General features: G+C 37.6%; 19 protein-coding genes and 2 tRNA genes. 8 read left to right on the top strand and 13 right to left on the bottom strand.

The window, feature by feature from the left end:
* Positions 1–84 precede the first annotated feature (84 nt).
* From KRODI_RS10680 to proS, 8 genes are all read right to left on the bottom strand, one after another.
* Positions 85–978 (bottom strand): DUF4249 family protein, encoded by an 894-nt coding sequence (locus KRODI_RS10680; protein ID WP_013751619.1) that lies wholly within the window; start codon positions 976–978, stop codon positions 85–87.
* A 4-nt stretch (positions 979–982) separates the two neighbouring features.
* A complete protein-coding gene (locus KRODI_RS10685) occupies positions 983–3,361 on the bottom strand; it encodes a TonB-dependent receptor (RefSeq protein ID WP_013751620.1) in 2,379 nt (792 codons plus the stop codon).
* A 123-nt stretch (positions 3,362–3,484) separates the two neighbouring features.
* The gene (locus KRODI_RS10690; RefSeq protein ID WP_013751621.1) at positions 3,485–5,707 is read right to left on the bottom strand and encodes an NADP-dependent isocitrate dehydrogenase; all 2,223 of its coding nucleotides are present in this window, start codon (positions 5,705–5,707) and stop codon (positions 3,485–3,487) included.
* Between the two features lie 524 nt (positions 5,708–6,231).
* Complete coding sequence (gene rplS / locus KRODI_RS10695) at positions 6,232–6,585, bottom strand: 50S ribosomal protein L19 (RefSeq protein WP_013751622.1); 354 nt, start codon at positions 6,583–6,585, stop codon at positions 6,232–6,234.
* 226 nt (positions 6,586–6,811) lie between these two features.
* Positions 6,812–7,063: a 30S ribosomal protein S20 gene (rpsT, locus tag KRODI_RS10700; protein ID WP_013751623.1), complete on the bottom strand. Its 252-nt coding sequence runs from the start codon at positions 7,061–7,063 to the stop codon at positions 6,812–6,814.
* A 30-nt stretch (positions 7,064–7,093) separates the two neighbouring features.
* Positions 7,094–7,165: transfer RNA gene (locus KRODI_RS10705), tRNA-Glu, on the bottom strand.
* Between the two features lie 48 nt (positions 7,166–7,213).
* Positions 7,214–7,285: transfer RNA gene (locus KRODI_RS10710), tRNA-Glu, on the bottom strand.
* A gap of 84 nt (positions 7,286–7,369) precedes the next feature.
* Positions 7,370–8,848, bottom strand: coding sequence for a proline--tRNA ligase (gene proS / locus KRODI_RS10715; RefSeq protein ID WP_013751624.1), 1,479 nt, complete (start codon positions 8,846–8,848; stop codon positions 7,370–7,372).
* A 99-nt stretch (positions 8,849–8,947) separates the two neighbouring features.
* Here proS and KRODI_RS15620 point away from each other — a divergent pair, with 99 nt between their 5' ends.
* Genes KRODI_RS15620 through KRODI_RS10730 form a run of 3 tightly spaced genes read left to right on the top strand, consistent with a single transcriptional unit; the run spans position 8,948 to position 12,261 of the window.
* Positions 8,948–10,105 (top strand): hypothetical protein, encoded by a 1,158-nt coding sequence (locus KRODI_RS15620; protein WP_013751625.1) that lies wholly within the window; start codon positions 8,948–8,950, stop codon positions 10,103–10,105.
* A gap of 31 nt (positions 10,106–10,136) precedes the next feature.
* Positions 10,137–11,660, top strand: a complete 1,524-nt coding sequence (locus KRODI_RS10725; protein WP_013751626.1) for an outer membrane protein transport protein — start codon at positions 10,137–10,139, stop codon at positions 11,658–11,660.
* A 58-nt stretch (positions 11,661–11,718) separates the two neighbouring features.
* Positions 11,719–12,261: an NADPH-dependent FMN reductase gene (locus KRODI_RS10730; protein ID WP_013751627.1), complete on the top strand. Its 543-nt coding sequence runs from the start codon at positions 11,719–11,721 to the stop codon at positions 12,259–12,261.
* On the opposite strand, the gene KRODI_RS10735 is transcribed toward KRODI_RS10730, so the two are convergent.
* Positions 12,258–13,928, bottom strand: coding sequence for an alpha-amylase family glycosyl hydrolase (locus KRODI_RS10735; RefSeq protein WP_013751628.1), 1,671 nt, complete (start codon positions 13,926–13,928; stop codon positions 12,258–12,260). The two genes, KRODI_RS10730 and KRODI_RS10735, sit on opposite strands and share 4 nt — an antisense overlap.
* Positions 13,929–14,031: 103 nt before the next feature.
* On the opposite strand from KRODI_RS10735, the gene menA reads away from it, so the two are divergent.
* Positions 14,032–14,934, top strand: coding sequence for a 1,4-dihydroxy-2-naphthoate octaprenyltransferase (gene menA, locus KRODI_RS10740; RefSeq protein WP_013751629.1), 903 nt, complete (start codon positions 14,032–14,034; stop codon positions 14,932–14,934).
* A gap of 185 nt (positions 14,935–15,119) precedes the next feature.
* On the opposite strand, the gene KRODI_RS10745 is transcribed toward menA, so the two are convergent.
* The 4 genes from KRODI_RS10745 to KRODI_RS10760 form a co-directional block, all read right to left on the bottom strand.
* Positions 15,120–15,392: an HU family DNA-binding protein gene (locus KRODI_RS10745; RefSeq protein WP_013751630.1), complete on the bottom strand. Its 273-nt coding sequence runs from the start codon at positions 15,390–15,392 to the stop codon at positions 15,120–15,122.
* A gap of 188 nt (positions 15,393–15,580) precedes the next feature.
* The gene (gene fmt, locus KRODI_RS10750; protein WP_013751631.1) at positions 15,581–16,531 is read right to left on the bottom strand and encodes a methionyl-tRNA formyltransferase; all 951 of its coding nucleotides are present in this window, start codon (positions 16,529–16,531) and stop codon (positions 15,581–15,583) included.
* The gene (locus KRODI_RS10755; protein ID WP_013751632.1) at positions 16,528–18,417 is read right to left on the bottom strand and encodes an ATP-dependent DNA helicase RecQ; all 1,890 of its coding nucleotides are present in this window, start codon (positions 18,415–18,417) and stop codon (positions 16,528–16,530) included. The genes fmt and KRODI_RS10755 overlap by 4 nt, the downstream gene beginning before the upstream one ends.
* A complete protein-coding gene (locus KRODI_RS10760; RefSeq protein ID WP_013751633.1) occupies positions 18,410–18,949 on the bottom strand; it encodes an AAA family ATPase in 540 nt (179 codons plus the stop codon). The genes KRODI_RS10755 and KRODI_RS10760 overlap by 8 nt, the downstream gene beginning before the upstream one ends.
* 80 nt (positions 18,950–19,029) lie before the next feature.
* Here KRODI_RS10760 and KRODI_RS10765 point away from each other — a divergent pair, with 80 nt between their 5' ends.
* The 4 genes from KRODI_RS10765 (at position 19,030) to KRODI_RS10780 (ending at position 22,821) form a co-directional block, all read left to right on the top strand.
* Positions 19,030–19,320 (top strand): DUF493 family protein, encoded by a 291-nt coding sequence (locus tag KRODI_RS10765; RefSeq protein WP_013751634.1) that lies wholly within the window; start codon positions 19,030–19,032, stop codon positions 19,318–19,320.
* A 298-nt stretch (positions 19,321–19,618) separates the two neighbouring features.
* A complete protein-coding gene (locus tag KRODI_RS10770) occupies positions 19,619–20,281 on the top strand; it encodes a DUF4290 domain-containing protein (RefSeq protein WP_013751635.1) in 663 nt (220 codons plus the stop codon).
* Between the two features lie 18 nt (positions 20,282–20,299).
* Complete coding sequence (gene murA, locus KRODI_RS10775) at positions 20,300–21,613, top strand: UDP-N-acetylglucosamine 1-carboxyvinyltransferase (RefSeq protein ID WP_013751636.1); 1,314 nt, start codon at positions 20,300–20,302, stop codon at positions 21,611–21,613.
* 143 nt (positions 21,614–21,756) lie between these two features.
* The gene (locus KRODI_RS10780) at positions 21,757–22,821 is read left to right on the top strand and encodes a glycerophosphodiester phosphodiesterase (RefSeq protein ID WP_148235997.1); all 1,065 of its coding nucleotides are present in this window, start codon (positions 21,757–21,759) and stop codon (positions 22,819–22,821) included.
* Positions 22,822–22,883: the final 62 nt, after the last annotated feature.

Here is a 22,883-nt window from a genome sequence, read left to right on the forward strand (position 1 = left end):
AAAGGCTAATGTAGGTAATCAAGTAATAAAATAAAATGTAGATGTATGTTATTAGTACGCTTTCGCGAAAGCGTAAAAAGAAAATTACTCTTCAATAACGAAGCTAGTTGTAAATTCTTGTGATAACGAGAAGTAGCCTAAGATAAAAGCATCTGGTCTATTTACGTTATCAAACTGGTCTATATTATCTATGTCACTCACATTGAGAAAGTTTCCTCTTACGGTGGCGGTAGGAGTTTGAAAAGGTCCATTATCTCCCTGCTGACTCTGTTCTACAAGTCCGTTCATGTAGTTGAAAAAGTCTTCTGTAGCTCCTAGAATACTAATGTTTACTTCGTCTCCCGTTGCAATACCTGTATCTTCTGCATCATAAAAATAAGAGAACTCAAATTGTTGTCCCTCATAAAATCGATCCTCTGTAGGTAAGAATTCATTGAACCCGAAGTCAAAAAGATAATAGTTTTCTTGAGCTTCGATATCTGTAAATGCCACAATCACTTCTTTATCATCTTCATCAAAGAGTCCTCCATCACCCTGAGTGACAGAATCAATAGGAGACGAAGGCGCAAATGAAGTTCTAGCTAGGTATAGCTGATCTTGATAAGTTACATATAATAGAAACTCACTATCATCTACGAGCCAGTTAGTTACAATTTTATTGTCTGATACAGGAGAAGTTGTCGTGCTGAAAGGGCGATACATTCCAGGTGACCCAGGAATAGCTTCATAGGGAACACTACTACCATCGTCTTCTTTTCTTAATTCTAGATTTTCTATTGAGGCAGGCTCAATAGCTCCAAAAAATGAAGATGATAAAGAAACCTTAATGGTTGCATCTGTTAGATTTTGTGCTGTATCAATTCTAATAAGTGCATCTACTATAAGTCTTGGTGCTTCATTGTTAAGATCTACATCTACTACATCTTCACAAGAAGTAGCGATGAAAAGCAGTACAAGTATGGAAAATAAATATTTCATATTCTTAAAATTTGAAATTATAAGTTACTGCCGGTATTGCCCCAAAAATAGAAGTTCTAATAGCTTCATTGTTTCCAGTTTCTGCATTTTGCCTAAAGTTAATTGAAGCAGCATTTCGACGATTATAGGCATTATAAAGACTAAAAATCCACTCGGATTTCCATGAGCGACCTTCATTTGCACTAGGAGTTAGTGTTGCGCTTAAGTCTAGTCTATGGTAAGATGGCAATCGTTGTTCATTGCGAGGACCATATGTTGGGATTACTATTCCTTGAAACTCAAATTGTCCTACAGGAAAATTTGTAGGCTGTCCTGTTTGAAAAAGAAAGTTACTGCCAAATTTCCACTTCTTACTGAGCTCATAGCTTAGATTCATGGAGATGTCATGAGTTTTGTCATAAGGAGTGTTATACCACTGCCCTCTATTGATACCCAACTCATTCTCGTTTCTGCCAGGAGTACGTTGCTCAGATTTTGAGAGCGTGTAAGCAATAAATCCTTTGAGGTCACCATCATTTTTTCTTAATAAAAACTCTAGTCCATAAGCTCTTGCTTCGCCTTGTAATACCACTTGCTCGATGGCATCATTTGCGATAAGTTGTGCACCATCAATATAATCTACTCTACCATCTATGTTTTTATAAAATGCCTCAGTTTCTAGGGTGTACTCTGTGTCTTTTACTTCAAAGTTTTTAAAGTATCCCAAAGCATATTGATCTAGTTTTTGAGGTTGTACAAATTGTCCACTAGGAGTCCAAATGTCTAGAGGAGTAGGGGAGCTTGTATTTGATAATAAATGAAGATATTGAACGAGTCGTGTGTAACTTGCTTTTATAGAGGTGTCGTCATTAAAGGCATAAGATGCAGCAATACGTGGTTCTAGTGAATTAAAGGTAGCTAGCTTATCGCTTCTCGATAGTGAAGTATCTGTTTCAATAGGATCTTCACTTTTATAAATTAATAAAAACGGATCAAAAGTTACAGGTTGATTATCTCTGTATATATTAATCTCATCTTGACCAAGGCGAGTAAAATTACTATAACGTAGCCCGTACTCAACGGTGAGATCTTTTGATAATTTGTGTTCGATATCTACATATGCAGCAAACTCATTTGCATACTTCTTTGTGAGTTGTTCTTCTATAATACCAGAATCTGGGCCATTAGGTTTTATGCGACCAGGATTAAAGGTGTAGTATAGATTATTAATCCCAGAGTAAATCTTCATTTTATCATTTAAGTAATGAGTAAGATCATACTTGAGGTTAATGTTATTGATGCCAGAATTCCACTCAAAGCCTACAAAGTCAAGGTCTAAACCATAATAATAGTCGCTATAAATCAGGGAAGCGTTAGAAAATAATTTATCAGAAAAAATATGATTCCATCGTAAGTTTCCTACGGCATTTCCATAAACATTTTTAAAACTATCATCTATACTAAAGAGGTCCCTGCCGAAGTATCCAGAGAGGTACAAGCTATTGTTGTCATTTATATTATAGTTAATCTTAGTGTTGAGGTCGTAAAAGTATGCCTTGTTGTCTATGTCAAATAAGGGTAAAAATAAATGAGCATATGATGCTCTTCCTCCTAGTAGAAACGCAGCTTTGTCCTTGACAATAGGTCCTTCTACAAGTAATCTACTCGCTACAGCGCCTATTCCTCCGCTTACTTTTACATTTTTGCTATTTCCTTCTTTTTGATAAATATCTAATACAGAAGAAACGCGACCACCATAACGTGCGGGGATTCCGCCTTTATATAGCTTTAAATCTTTAATCGCATCAGGATTAAATACTGAGAAAAATCCGAAGAGATGAGAGGAGTTGAATATGGTAGCCTCATCAAGTAATATTAAATTTTGATCTGCCGCACCACCACGAACATTAAATCCAGAAGCACCTTCACCAGCACTTGTAACTCCAGGTAGTAATAAAATCGCTTTAATGACATCTGCCTCTCCCAGTACTACGGGAATTTGTTTAATAGTAGCAGCACTCAATGCATTTACACTCATTTGAGGTTTCCGTATACGTACTCGCTCTACTTTTTCTTCTATGACAACCTCATTGAGTAGCTCTTCAGAAGGTGCTAGTTTAAAATTGCGACGTATATCGCTTGTAAGATTAACAGTCTCAATTACATCTTTAAATCCTAGATAGCTTACTTGTAATTGATAGGTTCCTTCGGGTAGCGTTATGGAATAGAATCCATAAGAATTTGTCACTACGCCATCGCTTAATTCTGGAAATAATATACTTACACCTATGAGCGTTTCATTACTTGAGCTATCGGTGATTGTGCCACTTAGTGTATATTTTTCTTGACTCAATGAAAGCTGAGTAACCCCTATGAGAAAGAGTAAAGTAAAGAACTTTTTCATGTTATAGTTTTGAGTAAAGCTAACCACAATTCTTTAATTAAACTTGTTAAAAAAAATGAAAGCCTCTTCTGTCTAGAAGAGGCTTTTAAGTAATGTTGTGCGCTTTCGCGAAAGCGTTATAATCTAATCAATAATTGCATTAAATGTAGCACTAGGTCTCATGGCTGCAAATGTTTTCTCACTGCTTACGCTGTAATAACCATCTATATTTTGAGGCTCACCTTGTGCGGCATTTAGTTCGTTAATAATTGTATGCTCGTTTTCTTCCATAGTTTTTGCTATAGGTGCAAACTCTGAAGCTAAGTCAGTATTTACAGTCTGTGCAGCAAGGCCTTGTGCCCAGTAAAGTGCAAGATAAAAGTGACTACCACGGTTATCTAGCTCGTTTACTTTACGAGAAGGAGACTTTCTATTTTCTAAGAATTTAATTGTCGCTTCATCTAGCGTGTCTGCAAGAACTTGAGCGCGATCGTTACCACGGCTAGTTGCTACATGCTCTAGCGATACTGCTAGTGCTAAGAATTCTCCAAGAGAATCCCAACGCAGGTGACCCTCTTCTAGAAACTGCTGGATATGCTTAGGGGCAGATCCTCCAGCTCCAGTTTCAAATAAACCTCCACCATTCATAAGAGGAACGATAGATAGCATCTTTGCACTAGTTCCTACTTCTAGAATAGGGAATAAATCTGTGTTATAATCGCGAAGTACATTTCCTGTTACAGAGATAGTGTCTTGTCCATTTTTGATACGTTCTAAAGAGAAACGTGTAGCAAGTACAGGAGACATGATTTGTATATCAAGACCATCAGTATCGTGATCTTTAAGGTAAAGATTTACTTTCTTGATAAGTTGCGCATCATGAGCTCTCTCTTGATCTAACCAGAATATAGCTGGCACACCAGTAGCTCTTGCACGACTTACAGCAAGTTTAACCCAGTCACGTATAGGAGCATCTTTTACCTGGCACATTCTCCAGATATCTCCTTCTTCTACCTTGTGTTCTGTTAGTGTATTTCCAGCGTCATCTACTGTACGTACTACTCCAGCTGCTGGTATTTCAAAAGTTTTGTCGTGAGATCCATATTCTTCGGCTTTTTGAGCCATAAGACCTACGTTAGGAACAGTACCCATTGTTGTAGGGTCAAAAGCTCCATGTTTTTTACAGAAATCTATAGTTTCTTGGAAAACCCCAGCATAACTACTATCTGGAATTACCGCTTTTGTGTCTTGTTGTTTTCCTTCTGCATTCCACATTTGTCCAGATGCACGTATCATTGCTGGCATAGATGCATCAATAATAACATCACTAGGAACGTGTAGGTTTGTAATTCCTTTATCAGAATTTACCATTGCAAGATCTGGTCTTGCATCATAACAATCTTTTATAGCAGCAAGGATTTCTTCTTTTTCTGACGATGGTAATTCGTCAATTTTAGAAACTAAGTCTCCAAATCCATTATTTACATCTACTCCTAGTTTATCAAAAGTAGCTCCGTACTTCTCAAACACTGGTGCAAAAAACACACGTACTGCGTGTCCAAATATTTTAGGGTCAGAAACCTTCATCATAGTCGCCTTCATGTGAAGGGAGAAAAGGATGTTTTTCTCTTTTGCATCTACTACTTGCTCTTCAAGGAAAGAAATTAAAGCTTTCTTCTCCATAAGAGAAGCGTCTATAATTTCTTCTGCTAGTACTGGTGTGTTAGCTTTAAGAACAGTAACAGTTCCATCTGCAGCTACATGTTCAATACGCACATTTCCAGCTTCTTGAATAGTAACAGATTTTTCATTGTTTCTAAAATCTCCATGAGACATTGTAGAAACATGTGTTTTAGAATCTGCACTCCACGCGCCCATACTGTGTGGGTTGTTTCTCGCATATTGCTTCACTGGCTTAGGAGCTCTACGGTCTGAGTTACCTTCACGTAATACTGGGTTTACAGCACTACCTAATACTTTTGCATATCTAGCACGTATAGATTTTTCCTCGTCAGTTTTTGGTTCTTCTGGAAAATCTGGAATATCGTATCCATCACTTTGTAATTCCTTTATAGCAGCCGTAAGCTGAGGTATAGAGGCAGAGATGTTTGGAAGTTTGATAATATTTGCTTCTGGTTGCTTTGCTAGTTCTCCTAGCGCAAGCAATGCATCTTCTTGTTTTTGATCTTCGGTAAGGTTGTCTGGAAAATTTGCAACGATACGACCAGCTAGAGAAATATCCACTAGCTCCATGTCAATATTAGAAGACTGGGTGAATCGTTTTATAATAGGGAGGAATGAATGCGTCGCAAGCATAGGAGCTTCATCCGTAAGTGTATACTTTATAGTGGTCTTTTCTGTCGCCATTTAGAAGGTATTTGTTTATTAAATCTTTTGAAAATCACTCGTAAGTCGAGCCTAGCAAATATACCAAATCACTAAGGTTACTTGCAATGCTTAGGTGTGCGAATGCACTTAGAATTATTAAGAATATTGTATTTAAGTACACATTGAATTCATTTAATTAATTAAGAGGGATGTATAATGCTTTTTTAGAAGTTATATAAAGTATTAAGGTGGCCTTGACATTTAGGTGTGTTACAAAGCTGTAGTGCTAATAGCTATGCTTGATGTGTAGTATTTAAGGAGGGAGATTAAGTTTGAGGAGAAGGGGAGTGACTTTGAACTTCTTGTCAACTATTACGGAAAGATTCTAATTAGTTCGAAAGATGACAACAGTAATTTACTTGATTAATGAATCTGTATTCTTCCAATGCGAATGTAGATGTGTGTATAATATTTATCTCTTTTAAGATGTTTGTATCCTAACATATGTTCAAAAAAAAGCTCCATCGTTATGATGGAGCTTTTTGATAATATATTGTAGTAGCTTAAGCGCCACGTCTTTCTTTAATACGAGCTTTCTTACCAGTAAGACCTCTAAAGTAAAAGATACGTGCACGACGTACAATACCTTTCTTGTTTATTTCAATCTTTTGGATAGCAGGAAGGTTAAGTGGGAATACACGTTCCACACCAACAGTACCAGACATTTTACGGATTGTAAATGTTTGAGTTCTTCCAGTTCCTCTTAATTGAATCACAACTCCTCTAAAGAACTGTGTTCTACTTTTTTCACCTTCCTTAATTTCATAAAATACAGTAATTGTATCTCCTGCTGAAAAAGTTGGGAAATCATTTTTTGGGATGAATTCGTCTTGTACGAATTTTACTAAATCTTCCATTTCTATGGATATTAAAGTGGTTTTACGTTAGGGCAACATTCACGAACATCGTCAGAGGTTAGCCTAATCAGTTGCAAGAATTTCTTGCGGTATTAATTTAATATGTAAAAGTAGTAGAGAGGTTTTGCTTTCGCGAAAGCGTAAGTTATACTTATCTACTTCTTAAATAACAAAAGAACCCCTATAGAAATATAGAAGTTCTCTGTATATCATAATCGTAGTGCTATTATAGCGCTGCTACGTGCTTTGCAAGCTTAGATTTCAGGTTAGCTGCTTTGTTATCATGAATGATATTACGCTTAGCTAACTTGTCAATCATAGAAGCTACAGCTGGATATAAAGCCTGTGCATCTTTCTGCTCAGTCATATCGCGTAGTCTTTTGATCGCGTTACGAGTCGTTCTGTGTTGGTAACGATTTCTAAGACGCTTAGCTTCGTTGCTTCTAATTCTCTTTAAAGCTGACTTGTGATTTGCCATTATTGTTTTTTCTAGTAATTATAAAAATTGTAGCCCGTAGGGGAATCGAACCCCTCTTACATGGATGAAAACCATGCGTCCTAGCCGATAGACGAACGGGCCAGAAAAATTCTGAAGTGTTACCTTCAGAATTTATGTATTCAAAATGTGTAGCCCGTAGGGGAATCGAACCCCTCTTACATGGATGAAAACCATGCGTCCTAGCCGATAGACGAACGGGCCTAGAACAACGTTTAAATTGCGGATGCAAAAATAAACATATTTCTAGATGTTGCAAGCCAATTTGAAACTTTTTTCAAATTTTTTTTAATAGGCCTTGGCAAACAGTACTCTACGATTAGAAGGAGCACCAGAAAAAACGCATTTTCCTTCCTCTTCAACAGCATCCATAGGGATACATCTTATCGTTGCTTTTGTTATTTGTTTGATTTTCTCTTCTGTTTCCTCTGTTCCGTCCCAATGTGCACTCAAGAAACCTCCTTTGGTCTCTAGTACTTCTTTAAATTCTGTAAAGTCATTTACAGGCGTTATATGCGTGTCTCTGTAATTTTTTGCCTTAGTGTATAGGTTTTCTTGTATTTCCTTTAATAGGTCAACTACAGTCTCTACAATATTCTCTTTGGCTACAAATTCTTTAGTCAGTGTATCTCTTCTTGCAAGTTCTACAGTTCGTTTCTCAAGGTCTTTAGGTCCTATTCCTATTCTTAAAGGAACACCCTTGAGCTCATACTCATTAAATTTCCATCCTGGTTTATGAGTATCGCGATTATCAAACTTTACAGAAACTCCGTGCAGTTTAAGGTCTTGTACAATTTCATTTGCCACTTGAGATATTGCATCCAGTTGTTCTTGTCCTTTGTATATTGGAACAATCACCACCTGGAAAGGAGCGAGGTTAGGAGGTAAAACAAGTCCTTGGTCATCACTATGCGTCATTATAAGAGCTCCCATAAGTCGTGTAGATACACCCCAAGAGGTAGCCCATACATGCTCTTGCTTTCCTTGGTTTGTGGTAAATTTTACATCAAACGCTTTCGCGAAATTTTGACCTAAAAAGTGAGATGTGCCAGCTTGTAGCGCTTTTCCATCTTGCATAAGGGCTTCGATACAAAAGGTTTCATCTGCACCAGCAAAACGTTCACTCTCTGTCTTTACACCTTTTACTACAGGAATGGCTAAGAAATTCTCAGCAAATTCTGCATAGATGTTATTCATCAATTCTGCCTCAACTAGTGCTTCTTGCTTAGTAGCATGTGCTGTGTGGCCTTCTTGCCATAAGAATTCGGCAGTCCTCAAGAATAAGCGAGTTCGCATTTCCCAGCGTACTACATTTGCCCATTGGTTGATTAATAGTGGAAGATCTCTATATGATTGAATCCACCCTTTATATGTATTCCATATAATAGCTTCACTAGTAGGACGAACGATAAGTTCTTCCTCTAATTTTGCATTAGGGTCTACAATAAGCTTGCTAGGATTATCAGGATCTGTTTTTAATCTGTAGTGGGTAACTACTGCACATTCCTTTGCAAAGCCCTCTGCATTCTTCTCTTCAGCTTCAAAAAGACTTTTGGGTACAAATAGTGGGAAATATGCATTTTCATGTCCTGTTTCTTTGAACATGCGATCAAGCTCTGCTTGCATTTTTTCCCAGATAGCATATCCGTATGGTTTTATAACCATACAGCCGCGCACTGCTGAGTTTTCTGCTAGGTCTGCTTGAACTACTAATTCATTATACCATTTAGAATAATCTTCACTTCTTTTTGTGAGGTTCTTGCCCATAAAACTTATTTTGGCACAAATGTTGTGTTAATTTGAATGTAAAAATACCTAGCGAAATTAGGTATTTTTGAATCAAGCAACAATTAAAACACTATCGATATGGAATTTTATACTTCACTTATACGCACAACAAAGAATTTGTCATTTGTGGCTGTTACGTCAGTATTTTTGATAGGTTGTAGCTCTTCTCAGAATTTTTATGATGAGGATGGAATTTACAGTAGTCCTCAAGCTGATGCAGCTAGTGCTTCTGGTCAAGAAATTTCTAGTGGTGCAAACACTCAGGTTTACAAAAATTATTTTGAAAAAGGAGTTCAAGAGCTCAGTGAGTTAGAAGAAGATGGTGCTGTATTTACTGATATTGAATCCTATTCTTCGGAGGCGGGGACTGATATTTATGTAGACGGAGCTAGTTTTGAAACGAATACTGGTTATGCAGCTTGGGGTGATGAAACTCAAGATGTTGAAATAAACATTTACAATAACGCTCCTTATTGGGGCTTCAATAACTGGGGAGGTTTTGGAGGCTACGGTTACGGTTGGGGTGGAGGATTCTATGGAAATGCTTGGGGAGGCGGATTCTGGTCACCATGGGGATATGGCATACATAGAGGATTTAATAATCCATTTTTTGGTTATGCAGGTTATGGATTTGCATATAATCGTCCCTACTTTCACTACGGTAACAATTTTAATAATCACTATTATGGTAATTATAATAGAAATTACGGTGGTCGTGTAGCTTATAGCGCAGGTAGAAGATCAGCTGTTTCAAATACGGGAAGAAGAAGTAGTGCTGTAAATGCTATTTCATCTTCAAGGTCGCGTTTACGTTCGTCTTCTGGAAGAACAACACAATCAACTAGTAGAAATACATATTCTAGAAATAGAGGGACAAGTACACGTGTAATCGGAGCGAGACCTACATCTACTAGTCGTGATGGTATTACGAGAGGTAGGCCTACATCTACCAGCAGTGATGGTGTCACTAGAGGGAGACCAACTTCAGCTAGCCGCGATGGTGTTACTAGAGGAAGACCTAGTGCTGCGAGACCATCTGGAACTCAATCAAGACCTTCGCGTCCAGTTAGACCAAGTGGAACCTATTCAAGACCTGCATCTAGGCCATCAAGACCGTCAGCAACACCTAGCAGATCTTCATCTAGAAGTAGCTCTGTTTCTAGATCATCATCATCAAGAAGTAGTAGTGGATCATCTTCAAGATCTTCTGGTAGAAGCGGAGGACGTAGAGGATAAGCGATATAGTTTACAGTATTAAATTTTTTATATGAAAAAACTAATTATAATAGCGGCTTTAGTGGCCACAGGAACATCTTTTGGACAGAGTATTTCTGATGCACTTTTATATACTTCATCAAATGTAACCGGAACAGCTCGTTATAGAGCTATGGGAGGTGCCTTTGGTGCTTTAGGAGGAGACTTAAGTGCAATAGGTGATAACCCTGCAGCTAGCGCAGTTTTTACAAGAGGAACAGCTTCTCTTACCATTGTTAATGATAACTATGATAATGATACAAGGTATCTGGGTAACACTACAAACGTTTCAGATTCTGATTTGTCTATAAATCAGGCTGGTGGTGTTTTTATTATAGGTGGTTCAGGTAATTCTAAGTGGAATAAAGTTTCTCTTAGTTTCAATTACAATCGAACATCAAATCTTGATAATCAGTATACAGCTGTCGGAAACAATACAAATTCTATTTCTAGCTATTTCAGTGACTTTGCACAAGGAGTGCCACTTGATTTACTCGAAACAGTTGATGGCGAATCTGTAGCGGATTTATACCAATTTCTTGGTGAAACTGAAGGCTTCGGTGCTCAACAAGCACTATTAGGATTTCAGTCTTTTATTTTGGATCCAGCTTCAAATGATTTTGGTAATACTGAGTATTTTGTAAATACAGTTGCCGAAAATTATAACCAGGAGTACATTTTTGCTTCATCGGGTTATAGTGGTAAAGCGTCATTCAATATTGGAGCGCAGTATGATGAAAATCTTTATTTAGGACTTAACTTAAATTCTCATTTTATAGATTATAACCGGTCTACTGTTTTATTTGAATCTAACAATGTAGGAGCAGATGAAGGTTTTACAAATATTACAGACATTCGTTTTGAAAATAATTTAAGAACTACTGGTAGTGGATTTTCTTTCCAACTAGGAAGTATTTATAAGGCTGGAGAAAACTTGAGAGTTGGCTTTACCTATGATTCACCTTCGTGGACAACTATAAGTGAAGAGACTAATCAAAGTGTTTCTACTACAGCTATTGATGATGCAGGAGTATTTAACACGGTGATTAATCCTAGAGTAACTAATATCTATGAAAATTATGAAATCAAAACACCGGGAAAATATACAGGAAGTGTGGCATATCTTTTTGGACAGCAAGGTTTATTAAGTTTTGATTATTCTTATAAAGATTATACAAATCTTAGTTTTAGACCAGAAAGCGATTCTTTTTTTAACGCTCAAAATGCAGCGATAGATAATTTATTGCAACCAGTAAATTCTTATAAACTAGGTGGAGAGATTAGATCTCAAGCATGGAGTTTTAGAGGTGGTTATCGCTATGAAGATAGTCCGTTTAAAGATGAGACTACGGTAGGTGATTTGTCTGGTTACTCTGCAGGTATTGGTTATAATTTTGGAAAAATAAAATTAGACGTAGCTTACGATACATTCTCACAAGAGCGCACTAATTCTCTATACAGCACAGGATTAACGAATGAGGCTACAGTAGACCGTGACAATACATCAATTATTGCTACACTTACAGTGAGCCTATAATTGAGAAAATATATAATTAATAAAAAAGCTACCTTCGGGTGGCTTTTTTTATGAAACTATGGAAACAATTATTGCACTATCCGGAAGTAATAGCAACACATCTATAAATAGCATGTTGCTAGATTATATTATTAATGCAATTCAATCTCAACCCGCATCGCGTTTACATCTTCTAGATTATGATATTCCTATGTATAATTTAGATCTTGAGCAAGAGCGAGGAATTCCAATAGATATTCAGATTATTAAAAATAAGATAGCCGAGGCTTCTGGGATTATTATAGGAGTAAATGAGCACAACGGGATGATATCTGCCTATTTTAAAAATATTCTAGACTGGCTTTCTCGTGCAGACAGGAATTTCTTAGCAAATAAGAAGATTCTATTAGTGAGTACTTCTCCTGGAGCGAGAGGAGCCTCTTCTGCACTTGAATACATGAAAAGCACAGCTCCCCGTTTTGGAGGGGTTGTAGCTGAGAGTTTTAGCTTTCCATCATTTCACGAAAATTTTGATGTAAACGAGCTCTCCATAACAAATCCTGCTATGGAGTTAGGGATATCTCAAGTGCTGGCTTCATTTCTTCAACAGCTAGATACTTAGTTTTTTACAACCTCTAGTAAAACAATATCGTAAGGAGTATCAAGAGTTATCTTGCCGTCGATTATACTAGCTTCTTGTCCTGAGTAAGTGTCCTTCACAGTTTGCGCTTTCGCGAAAGCGTTACCCACCACAATATCTTTCTTCCCAATATTGAGGTCTAATCCTACGACCACAGTATCTGTCATACCATTTTTATTAAATGATCTTTTAAATATATAAGGAGCTGCACTTAGCATCTTATGAGTACCAGCACCTACCGAAGGATGATCTCTTCTAAAAGTCCCCAGCTTTTGCCAGTGAGCAAGAATTTCATCTGTGGGAGCGGTATTTATACTATCCCAGTTCATAAAGCTACGTAGGGTAGCATCACCATCTGTACCATCTATCGTTAAGTCTCTGGCAGTTTCATCACCATAATAGATCTGAGATATCCCGGTGGTTAGTAGAAGCTTAGTACCTGTTTCTATAGCTTTGTTTCGGTCTTTGTCAAATGGTTGTCCATCATCATGTGAGGTAGCATAGTTTACAAAACTCTTATCGCTGAAAATGGAATCCTTAATTACTGCATACTTACTAAATAGCTGCTCATAACTTCCTTGAGCATCATATTTAAATTGGAAATTAATCAGATTATCAAAGCCATTTGCAAAGTAATCTACCTTTTTATCTCCAAAATCATAAGCACGACCTCCATCTATAGAGTAATTATAAACTTCTCCAAACATGAAAAAGTCATTATTATCCATCACTTTATCCTCATTGTTTGCTTTATAATCTGCAAAGGCTTTATCAGCTTGTGCTCTTAATGCCACCCATGAGGCCTCATCTACATGTTTTGTAGTATCTACTCTAAAAGCATCTACTCCAAAGTCTCTAATGTAGTCTGTAAGCCATTTTATAATGTAATTACGTGGTGTTTTCTTTAGGTCATTTGTGGTGAAATAAGAATCTAGCTCTGCCATTTCCTCATCATAACGTCCTTCAGACTTCCACTTTGCAACTAGTGTAGCTGGAAGTGCAACTTCTTGATCACTCTCGGTAAGGATGTCTGGAAGGTTTTCTACAAGACTACAAGCGGTAGTATTTTCATAAGTGCTGAAGGCGCAATTAGGGTTTTCTCTTGCCCAGTCTTCACCCCAGAATGGATCTTTTTCTGTAACTGGACCTGTGTGATTAAGTACCACATCCATAACAATGCGTATATCCTTTTGATGCGCTGCACTTACTAATGATTGTAAGTCCTCTCTCGTGCCAAAGTTAGGGTCTAGTGAAGTCCAGTCCTTAGTCCAGTAACCGTGATAACCATAAGTAACACCAGTTCCTTCATCTACTGCTCCATGTACTTGCTCTACAACTGGAGTAAACCAGATAGCGTTGATCCCAAGATCTGTAAAATAACCGTCTTCTATCTTCTGTGTGATTCCTTTGATGTCACCACCCATAAAATCTCTTAACACGGCAGCGTCTTGAGTTCTCTCAAAGTTGACATCATTACTTGTATCACCGTTATTAAAGCGATCTGTGAGTAAGAAATACATATTTGCAGCTTCCCAGAAAAAAGGATTTTTTTCTTGGGTATCAACTTGTGTAAGCGCCGTTTCTTGCTCCTTACAACTTGAAACTGAAAGAATAACAAGAAGTAGTGCAACTAGAGATTTTATATTCATCATGAGGTTATTTTTAATCATTACGAAGCTAGTAAATCCTTTTGAAATTTGAGAAGGGTAGAAGCCCAAAGAAAATAGTACATTTACGCACTTAAAAAAATATATGCCCTCATTCCAAGTTTGGCTTAGTGCCGCCCGTCCTCGTACCTTACCACTTTCTATAGCTGGGATTCTTGTAGGAGGCGGACTCGCATTGCAAGAAGGCGCCTTTAACTGGAGTATTTTTATACTAGCCATACTCGCTACTTTAGGATTTCAGATCTTATCTAATTATGCAAATGATTATGGTGATGGCGTTAAGGGAACAGATAATGCAGAGCGTGTAGGGCCTGCAAGAGCCATGCAAAGCGGACTTCTAACTGCACAAGATCTTAAGAAGGCAATTATTATCACATCAATTATCACCGTGATTACTGTACTGCTCTTAATTTATGTCTCTTTTGGCGTAGATCATTTCTTGCTCTCCATCTTATTCTTACTTTTAGGAATTGCCGCTATCGTATCTGCCATAAAATATACAGTGGGAAAAAGTGCTTATGGTTATAGAGGACTAGGAGATGTTTTTGTTTTTATATTCTTTGGTCTCGTGGGTGTTCTGGGGTCTTTCTTTTTATTTACACAGTATATCAATTTTATACAGATACTTCCCGCGCTCACTGTAGGTACATTATCTACAATGGTGTTACACCTTAATAATATGAGAGACCGTGAAGCAGATGCTCGCGTAGGTAAAAACACGCTTGCTGTTGTTTTGGGAGCCGCAGGTGCAGAAAAATATCACGCTATTTTATTACTTGTAGGGCTTTTAAGCTGGGTTTCTTATCTTTTCCTTACAGCAAAGCATATTATTGATTACATCTCTCTTGTGGCTTTTATACCACTAGTGAAGCACATAATTACCGTAAGAAGTACTTCAATACACGCTTTACTTGATCCAGAACTTAAAAAAGTGGCTTTATCTACATTTCTACTTGCTATACTCTTTTTTATAAGTTGTTATATATAGAAAGGATATAGTTACGCTTTCGCGAAAATTTTCCAAAAACCTCTAGCACAATCACGAGATAATCAAAGATGTTGTTCATTACTAATGGATATTCAACAAGATTACCGATATTAATAGAAGCCGGTTTAAAACAAAAAAAACAGGTAGCGTGAGCTACCCGTTTTTTATATAACAGTTAAAACTGACTAGTTTACAGAAGTTGCAAGCTCAGATCCAGCTTTGAACTTTACTACGTTCTTTGCTGCAATTTTAATAGTTTTTCCAGTTTGTGGGTTTCTTCCTTCACGTGCGTTACGCTTAGAAACAGACCAAGATCCAAAACCTACAAGAGAAACACGTCCTCCGTCCTTAAGAGTCTTTTCAACATCTCCTAAGAAAGATTCTAATGCTTTTTTTGCTGCAGCTTTGGTGATACCTGCATGCTCTGCCATTCCGTCAATTAATTCTGATTTGTTCATAATGTAAATTGTTAATTAATTAAATTGTTGGTTAAGCTAAATGCTTAATTCCCTAACAAATTTATCCGAATTAATTGCCTACGCAAGCTATAGCAAGGGAAATGAGAGGTTTTGTTAATAAGTCGAGCCAATTGTTGATAAAGACAGCCTCTTTTTATAATTCCCTTAACACCAATAGGAGCAAGGGTTTAGCGCATTTTTGCATTTTTATCAAATTTGTATCCGTTTAAAAGGTCTTTAACGGCCATTTTTTTCTTCCCAGAAAGTTGTATTTCGGTGATGCATATGTAACCTTCTGGCGTTGCGATAGCTAGATGATCATCTACTTGGGTGACTGCTCCAGATGGAATAAACATCTCTTTTTCTGCTTTCGCGAAAGCGCTATAAATTTTTACACGTTGCTCTTTTCCTCCATTTTCTAGCATTGTGTAAGCTGCTGGATAAGGACTCAATCCTCTTATGTGATTGTAAATGTCTTGAAGAGGAGCATCCCAGTCTATTCTCGTATTCTCACTATGTAACTTATATGCTGTTTTGAGTTCTCTGCTGGAGTCTTGTACAAAAGTGCTTACTTCATCTATCGCTATAGCTTTTACCGTTTTTACTACAAGTTCTTTACCTGCAATCATAAGACGGTCATGTAATACGCCAGCATTTTCCTTATCATCTATAGCGAGTTTCTCTTGTAAGATAATCTCACCGGTATCAATTTTTTCATCTATAAAGAATGTAGTAACACCTGTTTCTGTTTCTCCATTAATAATTGCCCAGTTTATAGGAGCAGCGCCACGATATTGTGGTAAGAGTGATGCGTGTAAATTAAAGGTTCCATAAGCTGGCATTTTCCATACAGCTTCTGGAAGCATTCTAAAGGCAACTACAATCTGTAGGTTTGCATTAAGGTCTTTAAGTTCTTTTAAAAACTCTTCACTTTTAAGGTTTGTAGGTTGTAGGATGTTGAGGTTTCTTGCCTTTGCAAACGCCTTTACATCACTTTCTCTTACTTTCTGTCCTCTTCCTGCAGGACGATCTGGTGCGGTGATTACTCCCACAACATTATATTCTTCTTCTAGTAGACCATTTAATATAGTTACTGCAAACTCTGGTGTACCCATGAAAACTATGCGTAAATCTCTCATAATAAGGTGTAGGTGTTATTTGCCAAGATGGCTATCTTTTTTTGATCCAAAAGTAGTCGAATCGTATTAATTATAGTTTGTTGTGGGTAGTCTAGTTGTGATATTTCGCGAGAAGTTTTTGGGCCTTCTCTTAAAATATCAATAATAGCACTGTGTATAGCAGTTCTTGAAACTTGGTGTGTTGCATTTGTACATACATCACATTTTCCACATGGTGTGGTTAATGTTTCGTCAAAGTACTGCATAAGTTGGATTGCTCTACAAACGGTATCTGTAGCGAGATATGTTTTTATAGCATCTACTTGATTTTTCTTGTACGTAGCTTGTGCTTTAATATACGGTGCGATAACGTTTATTGTTCTATCATCATCTCTAGGGACAAGGAAGGTAATTGCGGTATCATAATTTTGATGCTCATAATCTATAATATCATCTTTCTCAAGTGTAAGCAGGACTTGGTGCACCTGTTCTATAGTTTTGCTAGCTTTTGTAGCTACTATGCTATAGTTGATATTTGTGACTTGTTCAAAAACGGCTCCATACGTTCTAAGAACAGCCTTAACCACATCATCCAGCTGATTATTGCGAATCAAATAGTAAGAAAGCGCAAAGTCATTTACTTTAAAGTTGATTGTTGCGCGCTTTGTAAATTCTTGAGATAAGCTTATCACGCTATTGCGGTCTAGTGTTTGAAGCGCATTAAATGTAAGAATCGTGTGAAGTTTGTATGTGGCACAAAATTCGCTGAAGTTAAATCGATGCAGTGTCTCTTGGCCTTCGCCATAAGAGATCTGAAAGTAGTTGTTGAGGTGCTTGTATATCTTTTTTACATCTGCTACCTGAGGAATCACTTTTATAAACTGATTTTCTAATCGTACCTCGTCATTTTCATTATAAAGGAGTACGGCTTGTGATTCTTGTCCCGCTCTTCCAGCTCTTCCAGATTCTTGAAAGTAATTTTCTATACTATCAGGAATTTCTAAATGCACTACAGTAGCTACGTCTGCCTTATCAATTCCCATCCCAAAGGCACTTGTGCCTACCATGACTTGTACTTTATTATTACGCCATGCGAGGTATTGTTTGTGACGTTCATCACGAGACATACCTCCGTGGTAAAAGGTGGCAGAGATGCCTCTGCCTTTTAAAAAGTGAGCAGTATTAAGTGTGGCCTTTCTATTACGCACATATACAATAGCACTAGCCTTTGTATTTGCTAGGATAGTTTCTAGCTGGTAAAACTTGTCTGTAGCTTGCACTACACTATATGTGAGATTAGGGCGGTGATAAGAAGTTTTAAATAACTGCGGATCTTGTAATTCTAGCTGCTCTGTGATATCCTTTAATACCTTAGGTGTTGCTGTAGCAGTAAGCGCTATAAATGGCACGGTAGGCTTGAGAGCACGTAATTTTGAGATTTCTCTATATGCGGGTCTAAAGTCATGTCCCCATTGAGAAATACAATGAGCCTCATCTACCGCAATAAGAGAGACATTCATAAGTTTAATACGTTCTCTTACAAGCTCTTGTTGTAATCGCTCTGGTGAGAGATATAAAAGCTTGTAGTTGCCATAAATACAATTATCGAGTAGCGTGTCTAACTCGCTAAAAGAAATCCCGCTCGTGATAGAGAGCGCTTTGATACCTTTTTCTTGCAAAGTCATTACTTGGTCCTTCATAAGAGCGATAAGTGGTGATACCACAATCGTTATCCCGTCTAGTAATAACGCAGGTAGTTGATAGCATAGAGACTTCCCGCCACCTGTGGGTAATAGTGCAATACTATCACTCCCAGCAAGCACATTCTTTATGATTTCTGCTTGTTGTGGTCTAAAGGTAGAGTGACCCCAGTATTGTTGTAATATGTCTTGCGCTTGATTACTCAAGTGCTAGCGTTTTTAATATAAACGCCGCTCTATCCTCTACAGGAGACATAGGTACTACAATAGGGTTATAACCATAATTTTGGTACGTCTGTACAAGGTGTTTTTCAATTTTTTGAGCTTGTTCAAAAGTCTCGTATCGCTCTTGATCTACTTTGTGTATTTTCTCCCAAGTAGGCAATATGAATACGATATCATAAGTATACGTCTTGCAAGCCTGTACAAAAGCCTCAGGATATTCTTGTCCTATAAAGTCCATGTATGCCACGGTGTCAGGAATACCTCGGTCTATAAAAACAGTGTCTGTGATGTATGTATCTACATCTTTGTGCTGTTCTATGCGAGCATCTCTTAGAAGCTCAGAAAACAACAGTGGTTTCTCTAGAAATAACTGATCTATACCTTCCTTTTGGGCTTGGCTTATCACTTGTCTTGAGATTTCCTCAAGGCAGGGATACCCTAGTTGTTCTAGATGGTTAAGTAATGTTGTTTTCCCGGTAGATGGGCCTCCAATGAGAAGTATACGTTTTGGCATAAAAATGGTAGTCTTTCTAGCAAAATTAAGCAAACTACAAAGAACGTGAATTTTGTACCTTTGTATTATAATAGATACCCATGAGTTCAGATAAAAATCCAGAAGAATTTTATAAAAAATTAAAGACACAACTAGAAGAAACTTCTAGCTGGCCTGCACCTTATTTGTACAAGTTTATTGTGCCTGCAAATGCAGAGAAAGAAGCGCAAATAGAAGGGCTCTTTGACCATCTAGGAGCTGTAATAAAGAAAAATATCTCTCGCACAGGCAAGTACACAAGCGTTTCAATTAACGTGCGTCTAGATAATCCTGATGTTGTGATAGAAAAGTACAAGGAAGTAGGTAAGATAGAAGGCGTTATTTCATTGTAAGAGGTATACGCTTTCGCGAAAATGTTATTAATCACCACTAATTTGTAGCATTACTAACTCCGCGTGAGGGATCGCAGTAGTTACCCTGCAGGCTCATGAAGCGATAGCGCAAGGAGCCGAAGCGTAAAAGCGTAGCGCCCGACCCTTGTGGTCACGCCCAAATCATCTCAAGAACACAATAAGAGTCTTTTTTTTATTGTTATGTTATCAATTTATTAAAGACTAGATGCGTTTAGACAAATTTTAGTATTTTGCACATGTCTTTACTTAAAGGACGACTTCACTTAATTTTTTACAATTGATAGATCAATTAGAGTACAACACGGAGAGAGTTCATCTCATCATTCCCGAGTATGGGCGCCATATACAGAAAATGGTAAATGATGCGACGGCAATGGAAGACGCCGAAGAGCGTAACAAAACAGCTAAAGCGATTATCGCAGTAATGGGGAATTTGCAACCTCACTTGCGTGATGTACCAGATTTTCAGCATAAGTTGTGGGATCAGCTATTTATAATGTCTGATTTTCAACTAGATGTTGAGTCGCCATATGGTAAACCATCTAGGGAGGAGCTTGCAGAGCGTCCTGAGCCTTTAGAATATCCGCAAAACCATCCTAAATATCGTTTTTACGGTAACAACATCAAACGTATGATTGATGTAGCCGTAAGCTGGGATAAAGGAGATATGCGCGAGGGACTTGCAATGACTATTGCAAATCACATGAAAAAGTGTTTCTTAAATTGGAACAAGGACACTGTAGATGACGATGTAATATTTGATCATCTATTTGAGTTAAGTAATGGTGAGATTAATCTTAAAGAACGCGACGAAGAGTTACGAGATTCTGACAGGTTAATAAGAGCAAATAAAAAAGCAAAAGCTGCAGATAATCCAATCAAGAAGAGAAGTTACTCAAAAAATAATAATAACAACAATAACCGCAAAAAGCGTTACTAAAAATATTCCTAATAAACTATGGCAACATTTCAGATCGAGGGAGGTCACCAGCTTAAAGGAGACATTCAACCACAAGGAGCAAAAAATGAAGCATTACAAATTTTATGTGGCGTATTACTCACTCCTGAAAAAGTAACCATAAGTAATGTGCCAGACATTATAGATGTAAACAAGCTCATCATGATCTTGCAAAATCTGGGAGTAAAGGTGGAGAAAATTGCCAAGGGTGAGTTCACATTTCAAGCAGATGATCTTGACCTTGAGTACCTAGAAAGTGAGAAATTTAAAAAAGAGGGTAGTGGCTTAAGAGGATCTATAATGATTGTTGGTCCATTACTAGCTCGTTTTGGTAAAGGATATATTCCTAGACCAGGAGGTGATAAAATAGGTCGTCGTCGTCTTGATACACATTTTGAAGGTTTTATAAAACTAGGAGCGACTTTTCGTTACAACCGTGAAGAACGTTTTTATGGGGTAGAAGCACCTAACGGACTTACAGGAGCATACATGCTACTAGATGAAGCATCTGTTACAGGTACAGCAAATATCGTGATGGCTGCCGTATTAGCTAGAGGGACTACAACTATATATAACGCAGCTTGTGAGCCATATTTACAACAGCTTTGTAAAATGATGGTGCGCATGGGAGCAAATATCCAAGGGATAGGTTCAAACATGCTTATCATAGAAGGAGTAGAAAAACTAGGTGGTTGTGAGCATAGAGTATTACCAGACATGATCGAAATAGGATCATGGATAGGTCTTGCTGCGATGACTAAGAGTGAGATTACAATTAAAAATGTAAGCTGGGATGATCTAGGTGTGATACCTAATACCTTTAGAAAACTAGGGATTACACTAGAACGTAAAGGAGATGATATTTATATTCCTGCACATACAGACGGTTACCAGGTAGAATCATATATTGATGGTTCATTTATGACTATCTCAGATGCACCATGGCCCGGTTTTACTCCAGATCTTTTGAGTATTATTCTTGTAGTGGCAACCCAAGCAAAGGGAGAACTAATGGTTCACCAGAAAATGTTTGAAAGCCGTTTGTTCTTTACAGACAAGCTTATAGATATGGGTGCAAAAGTGATACTTTGTGATCCGCATCGTGCAACTGTGATTGGACATAACTTCCAGTCTACACTTAAGGCTACCACAATGACATCACCAGATATACGTGCTGGTATCTCATTGCTTATTGCAGCGTTAAGTGCAAAGGGAACTTCTACTATTCATAATATCGAGCAAATAGACCGCGGATATGAAAACATAGATGAGCGTCTTAGAGCAATAGGAGCAAAAATCACTAGAATAGATTAATCTAATCTTTAGTTATAACATTTAAAAAAGGCGCAAATATCATTTGCGCCTTTTTTTGTGGAATAGATTCTACCTTTGTCTACATGATTAGTTTAAAAAGAATAACACTTTTATTTTCAATACTCATCTTATCTTGTAATCACATGGAGCAACCTCAAATTCATAATACGCCTATTGTTATTGCACACAGGGGAGCGCAATTTTTATATCCAGAACATACGATGGAAGGGTATAAAAAAGCAATCGAACTAGGCGCAGATTTTATTGAGCCGGATCTTGTGATGACAAGTGATGGGATTCTTGTAGCAAGGCATGAGCCTTTTATTTCTGGAACTACTAATGTATCTGTACTGCCAGAATATGCAGATCGTAAAACCACCAAAATGCTTGATGGTGTACCTGTGACAGATTGGTTTGTTTCTGACTTCACGCTTAGCGAACTCAAAACACTACGAGCTAGGCAGTCTTGGGAGGAGAGAACACACGAGTATGATGATCTTTTTGAGATCCCTACGTTTGAGGAGATTATCGCTTTCGCGAAAGCGAACAAAACCAAATCAGGAAATCCTGTGGGTATTTATCCAGAATTAAAGCATCCTAGTTTTCATAAAAATATAGGACTCGCCATGGAAGATATATTTCTTAATCAGATTACAAAGGCTGGTTATCTAGATAAAACTTCTCCCATTTTTGTGCAATGTTTTGAGGTGAGTACGTTGCAATACATTTCAGCACGTTCAGATGTGCGGCTTATACAACTTATAGGTGCGGCTGGAATCTCTAGTAATGGAGATTTACGCTTTACCAAGGAAGATGGAAGTTATGATCCAGAAGGACAACCTTATGATTTTATACTGAGTAAAGATGCTCGTACATACAACTACTTTACAACAGCCGAAGGGATGAAGTTTGTTTCGACCTATGCAGATGGAATAGGTCCTTGGAAACCTTTTGTGATTTCTTATAGCAAGGCGAGCAAAGGAGAGGTTGAGGTGCTAGCCCCTACAGATTTTGTAGCGCTGGCACATAAGCATAAGCTAGAAGTGCATCCGTACACCTTTAGAAAAGAAGATACTTTGTGGAGTAATAATAAGAGTGGAGCAACCGAGTATCAACTGTTTTTTGAGGCGGGAGTAGACGGAGTTTTTAGCGACTATACTAAAGATGCCGTTGCTGCTAGAAACAAATTCTTAGCAACCAAAGATTAGTTGTTATAAGTAGTAATATTTTCTTTACTTCTTTTGTTACCTTTGCAGTCCTCAAAATTTGA

The organism is Dokdonia sp. 4H-3-7-5 (assembly GCF_000212355.1).
Classification (GTDB): domain Bacteria; phylum Bacteroidota; class Bacteroidia; order Flavobacteriales; family Flavobacteriaceae; genus Dokdonia.

Bases quoted from the DNA above. Each gene is read 5' to 3' on its own strand.
- KRODI_RS10690 (WP_013751621.1), bottom strand. From the start codon at position 5,707: ATGGCGACAGAAAAGACCACTATAAAGTATACACTTACGGATGAAGCT.
- KRODI_RS10760 (WP_013751633.1), bottom strand. From the start codon at position 18,949: ATGCCAAAACGTATACTTCTCATTGGAGGCCCATCTACCGGGAAAACA.
- KRODI_RS10725 (WP_013751626.1), top strand. From the start codon at position 10,137: ATGAAAAAACTAATTATAATAGCGGCTTTAGTGGCCACAGGAACATCT.
- murA (WP_013751636.1), top strand. From the start codon at position 20,300: ATGGCAACATTTCAGATCGAGGGAGGTCACCAGCTTAAAGGAGACATT.
- menA (WP_013751629.1), top strand. From the start codon at position 14,032: ATGCCCTCATTCCAAGTTTGGCTTAGTGCCGCCCGTCCTCGTACCTTA.
- KRODI_RS15620 (WP_013751625.1), top strand. From the start codon at position 8,948: ATGGAATTTTATACTTCACTTATACGCACAACAAAGAATTTGTCATTT.
- rplS (WP_013751622.1), bottom strand. From the start codon at position 6,585: ATGGAAGATTTAGTAAAATTCGTACAAGACGAATTCATCCCAAAAAAT.
- KRODI_RS10745 (WP_013751630.1), bottom strand. From the start codon at position 15,392: ATGAACAAATCAGAATTAATTGACGGAATGGCAGAGCATGCAGGTATC.
- KRODI_RS10730 (WP_013751627.1), top strand. From the start codon at position 11,719: ATGGAAACAATTATTGCACTATCCGGAAGTAATAGCAACACATCTATA.
- fmt (WP_013751631.1), bottom strand. From the start codon at position 16,531: ATGAGAGATTTACGCATAGTTTTCATGGGTACACCAGAGTTTGCAGTA.
- KRODI_RS10765 (WP_013751634.1), top strand. From the start codon at position 19,030: ATGAGTTCAGATAAAAATCCAGAAGAATTTTATAAAAAATTAAAGACA.
- KRODI_RS10780 (WP_148235997.1), top strand. From the start codon at position 21,757: ATGGAGCAACCTCAAATTCATAATACGCCTATTGTTATTGCACACAGG.
- rpsT (WP_013751623.1), bottom strand. From the start codon at position 7,063: ATGGCAAATCACAAGTCAGCTTTAAAGAGAATTAGAAGCAACGAAGCT.
- KRODI_RS10685 (WP_013751620.1), bottom strand. From the start codon at position 3,361: ATGAAAAAGTTCTTTACTTTACTCTTTCTCATAGGGGTTACTCAGCTT.
- KRODI_RS10735 (WP_013751628.1), bottom strand. From the start codon at position 13,928: ATGAATATAAAATCTCTAGTTGCACTACTTCTTGTTATTCTTTCAGTT.
- proS (WP_013751624.1), bottom strand. From the start codon at position 8,848: ATGGGCAAGAACCTCACAAAAAGAAGTGAAGATTATTCTAAATGGTAT.
- KRODI_RS10680 (WP_013751619.1), bottom strand. From the start codon at position 978: ATGAAATATTTATTTTCCATACTTGTACTGCTTTTCATCGCTACTTCT.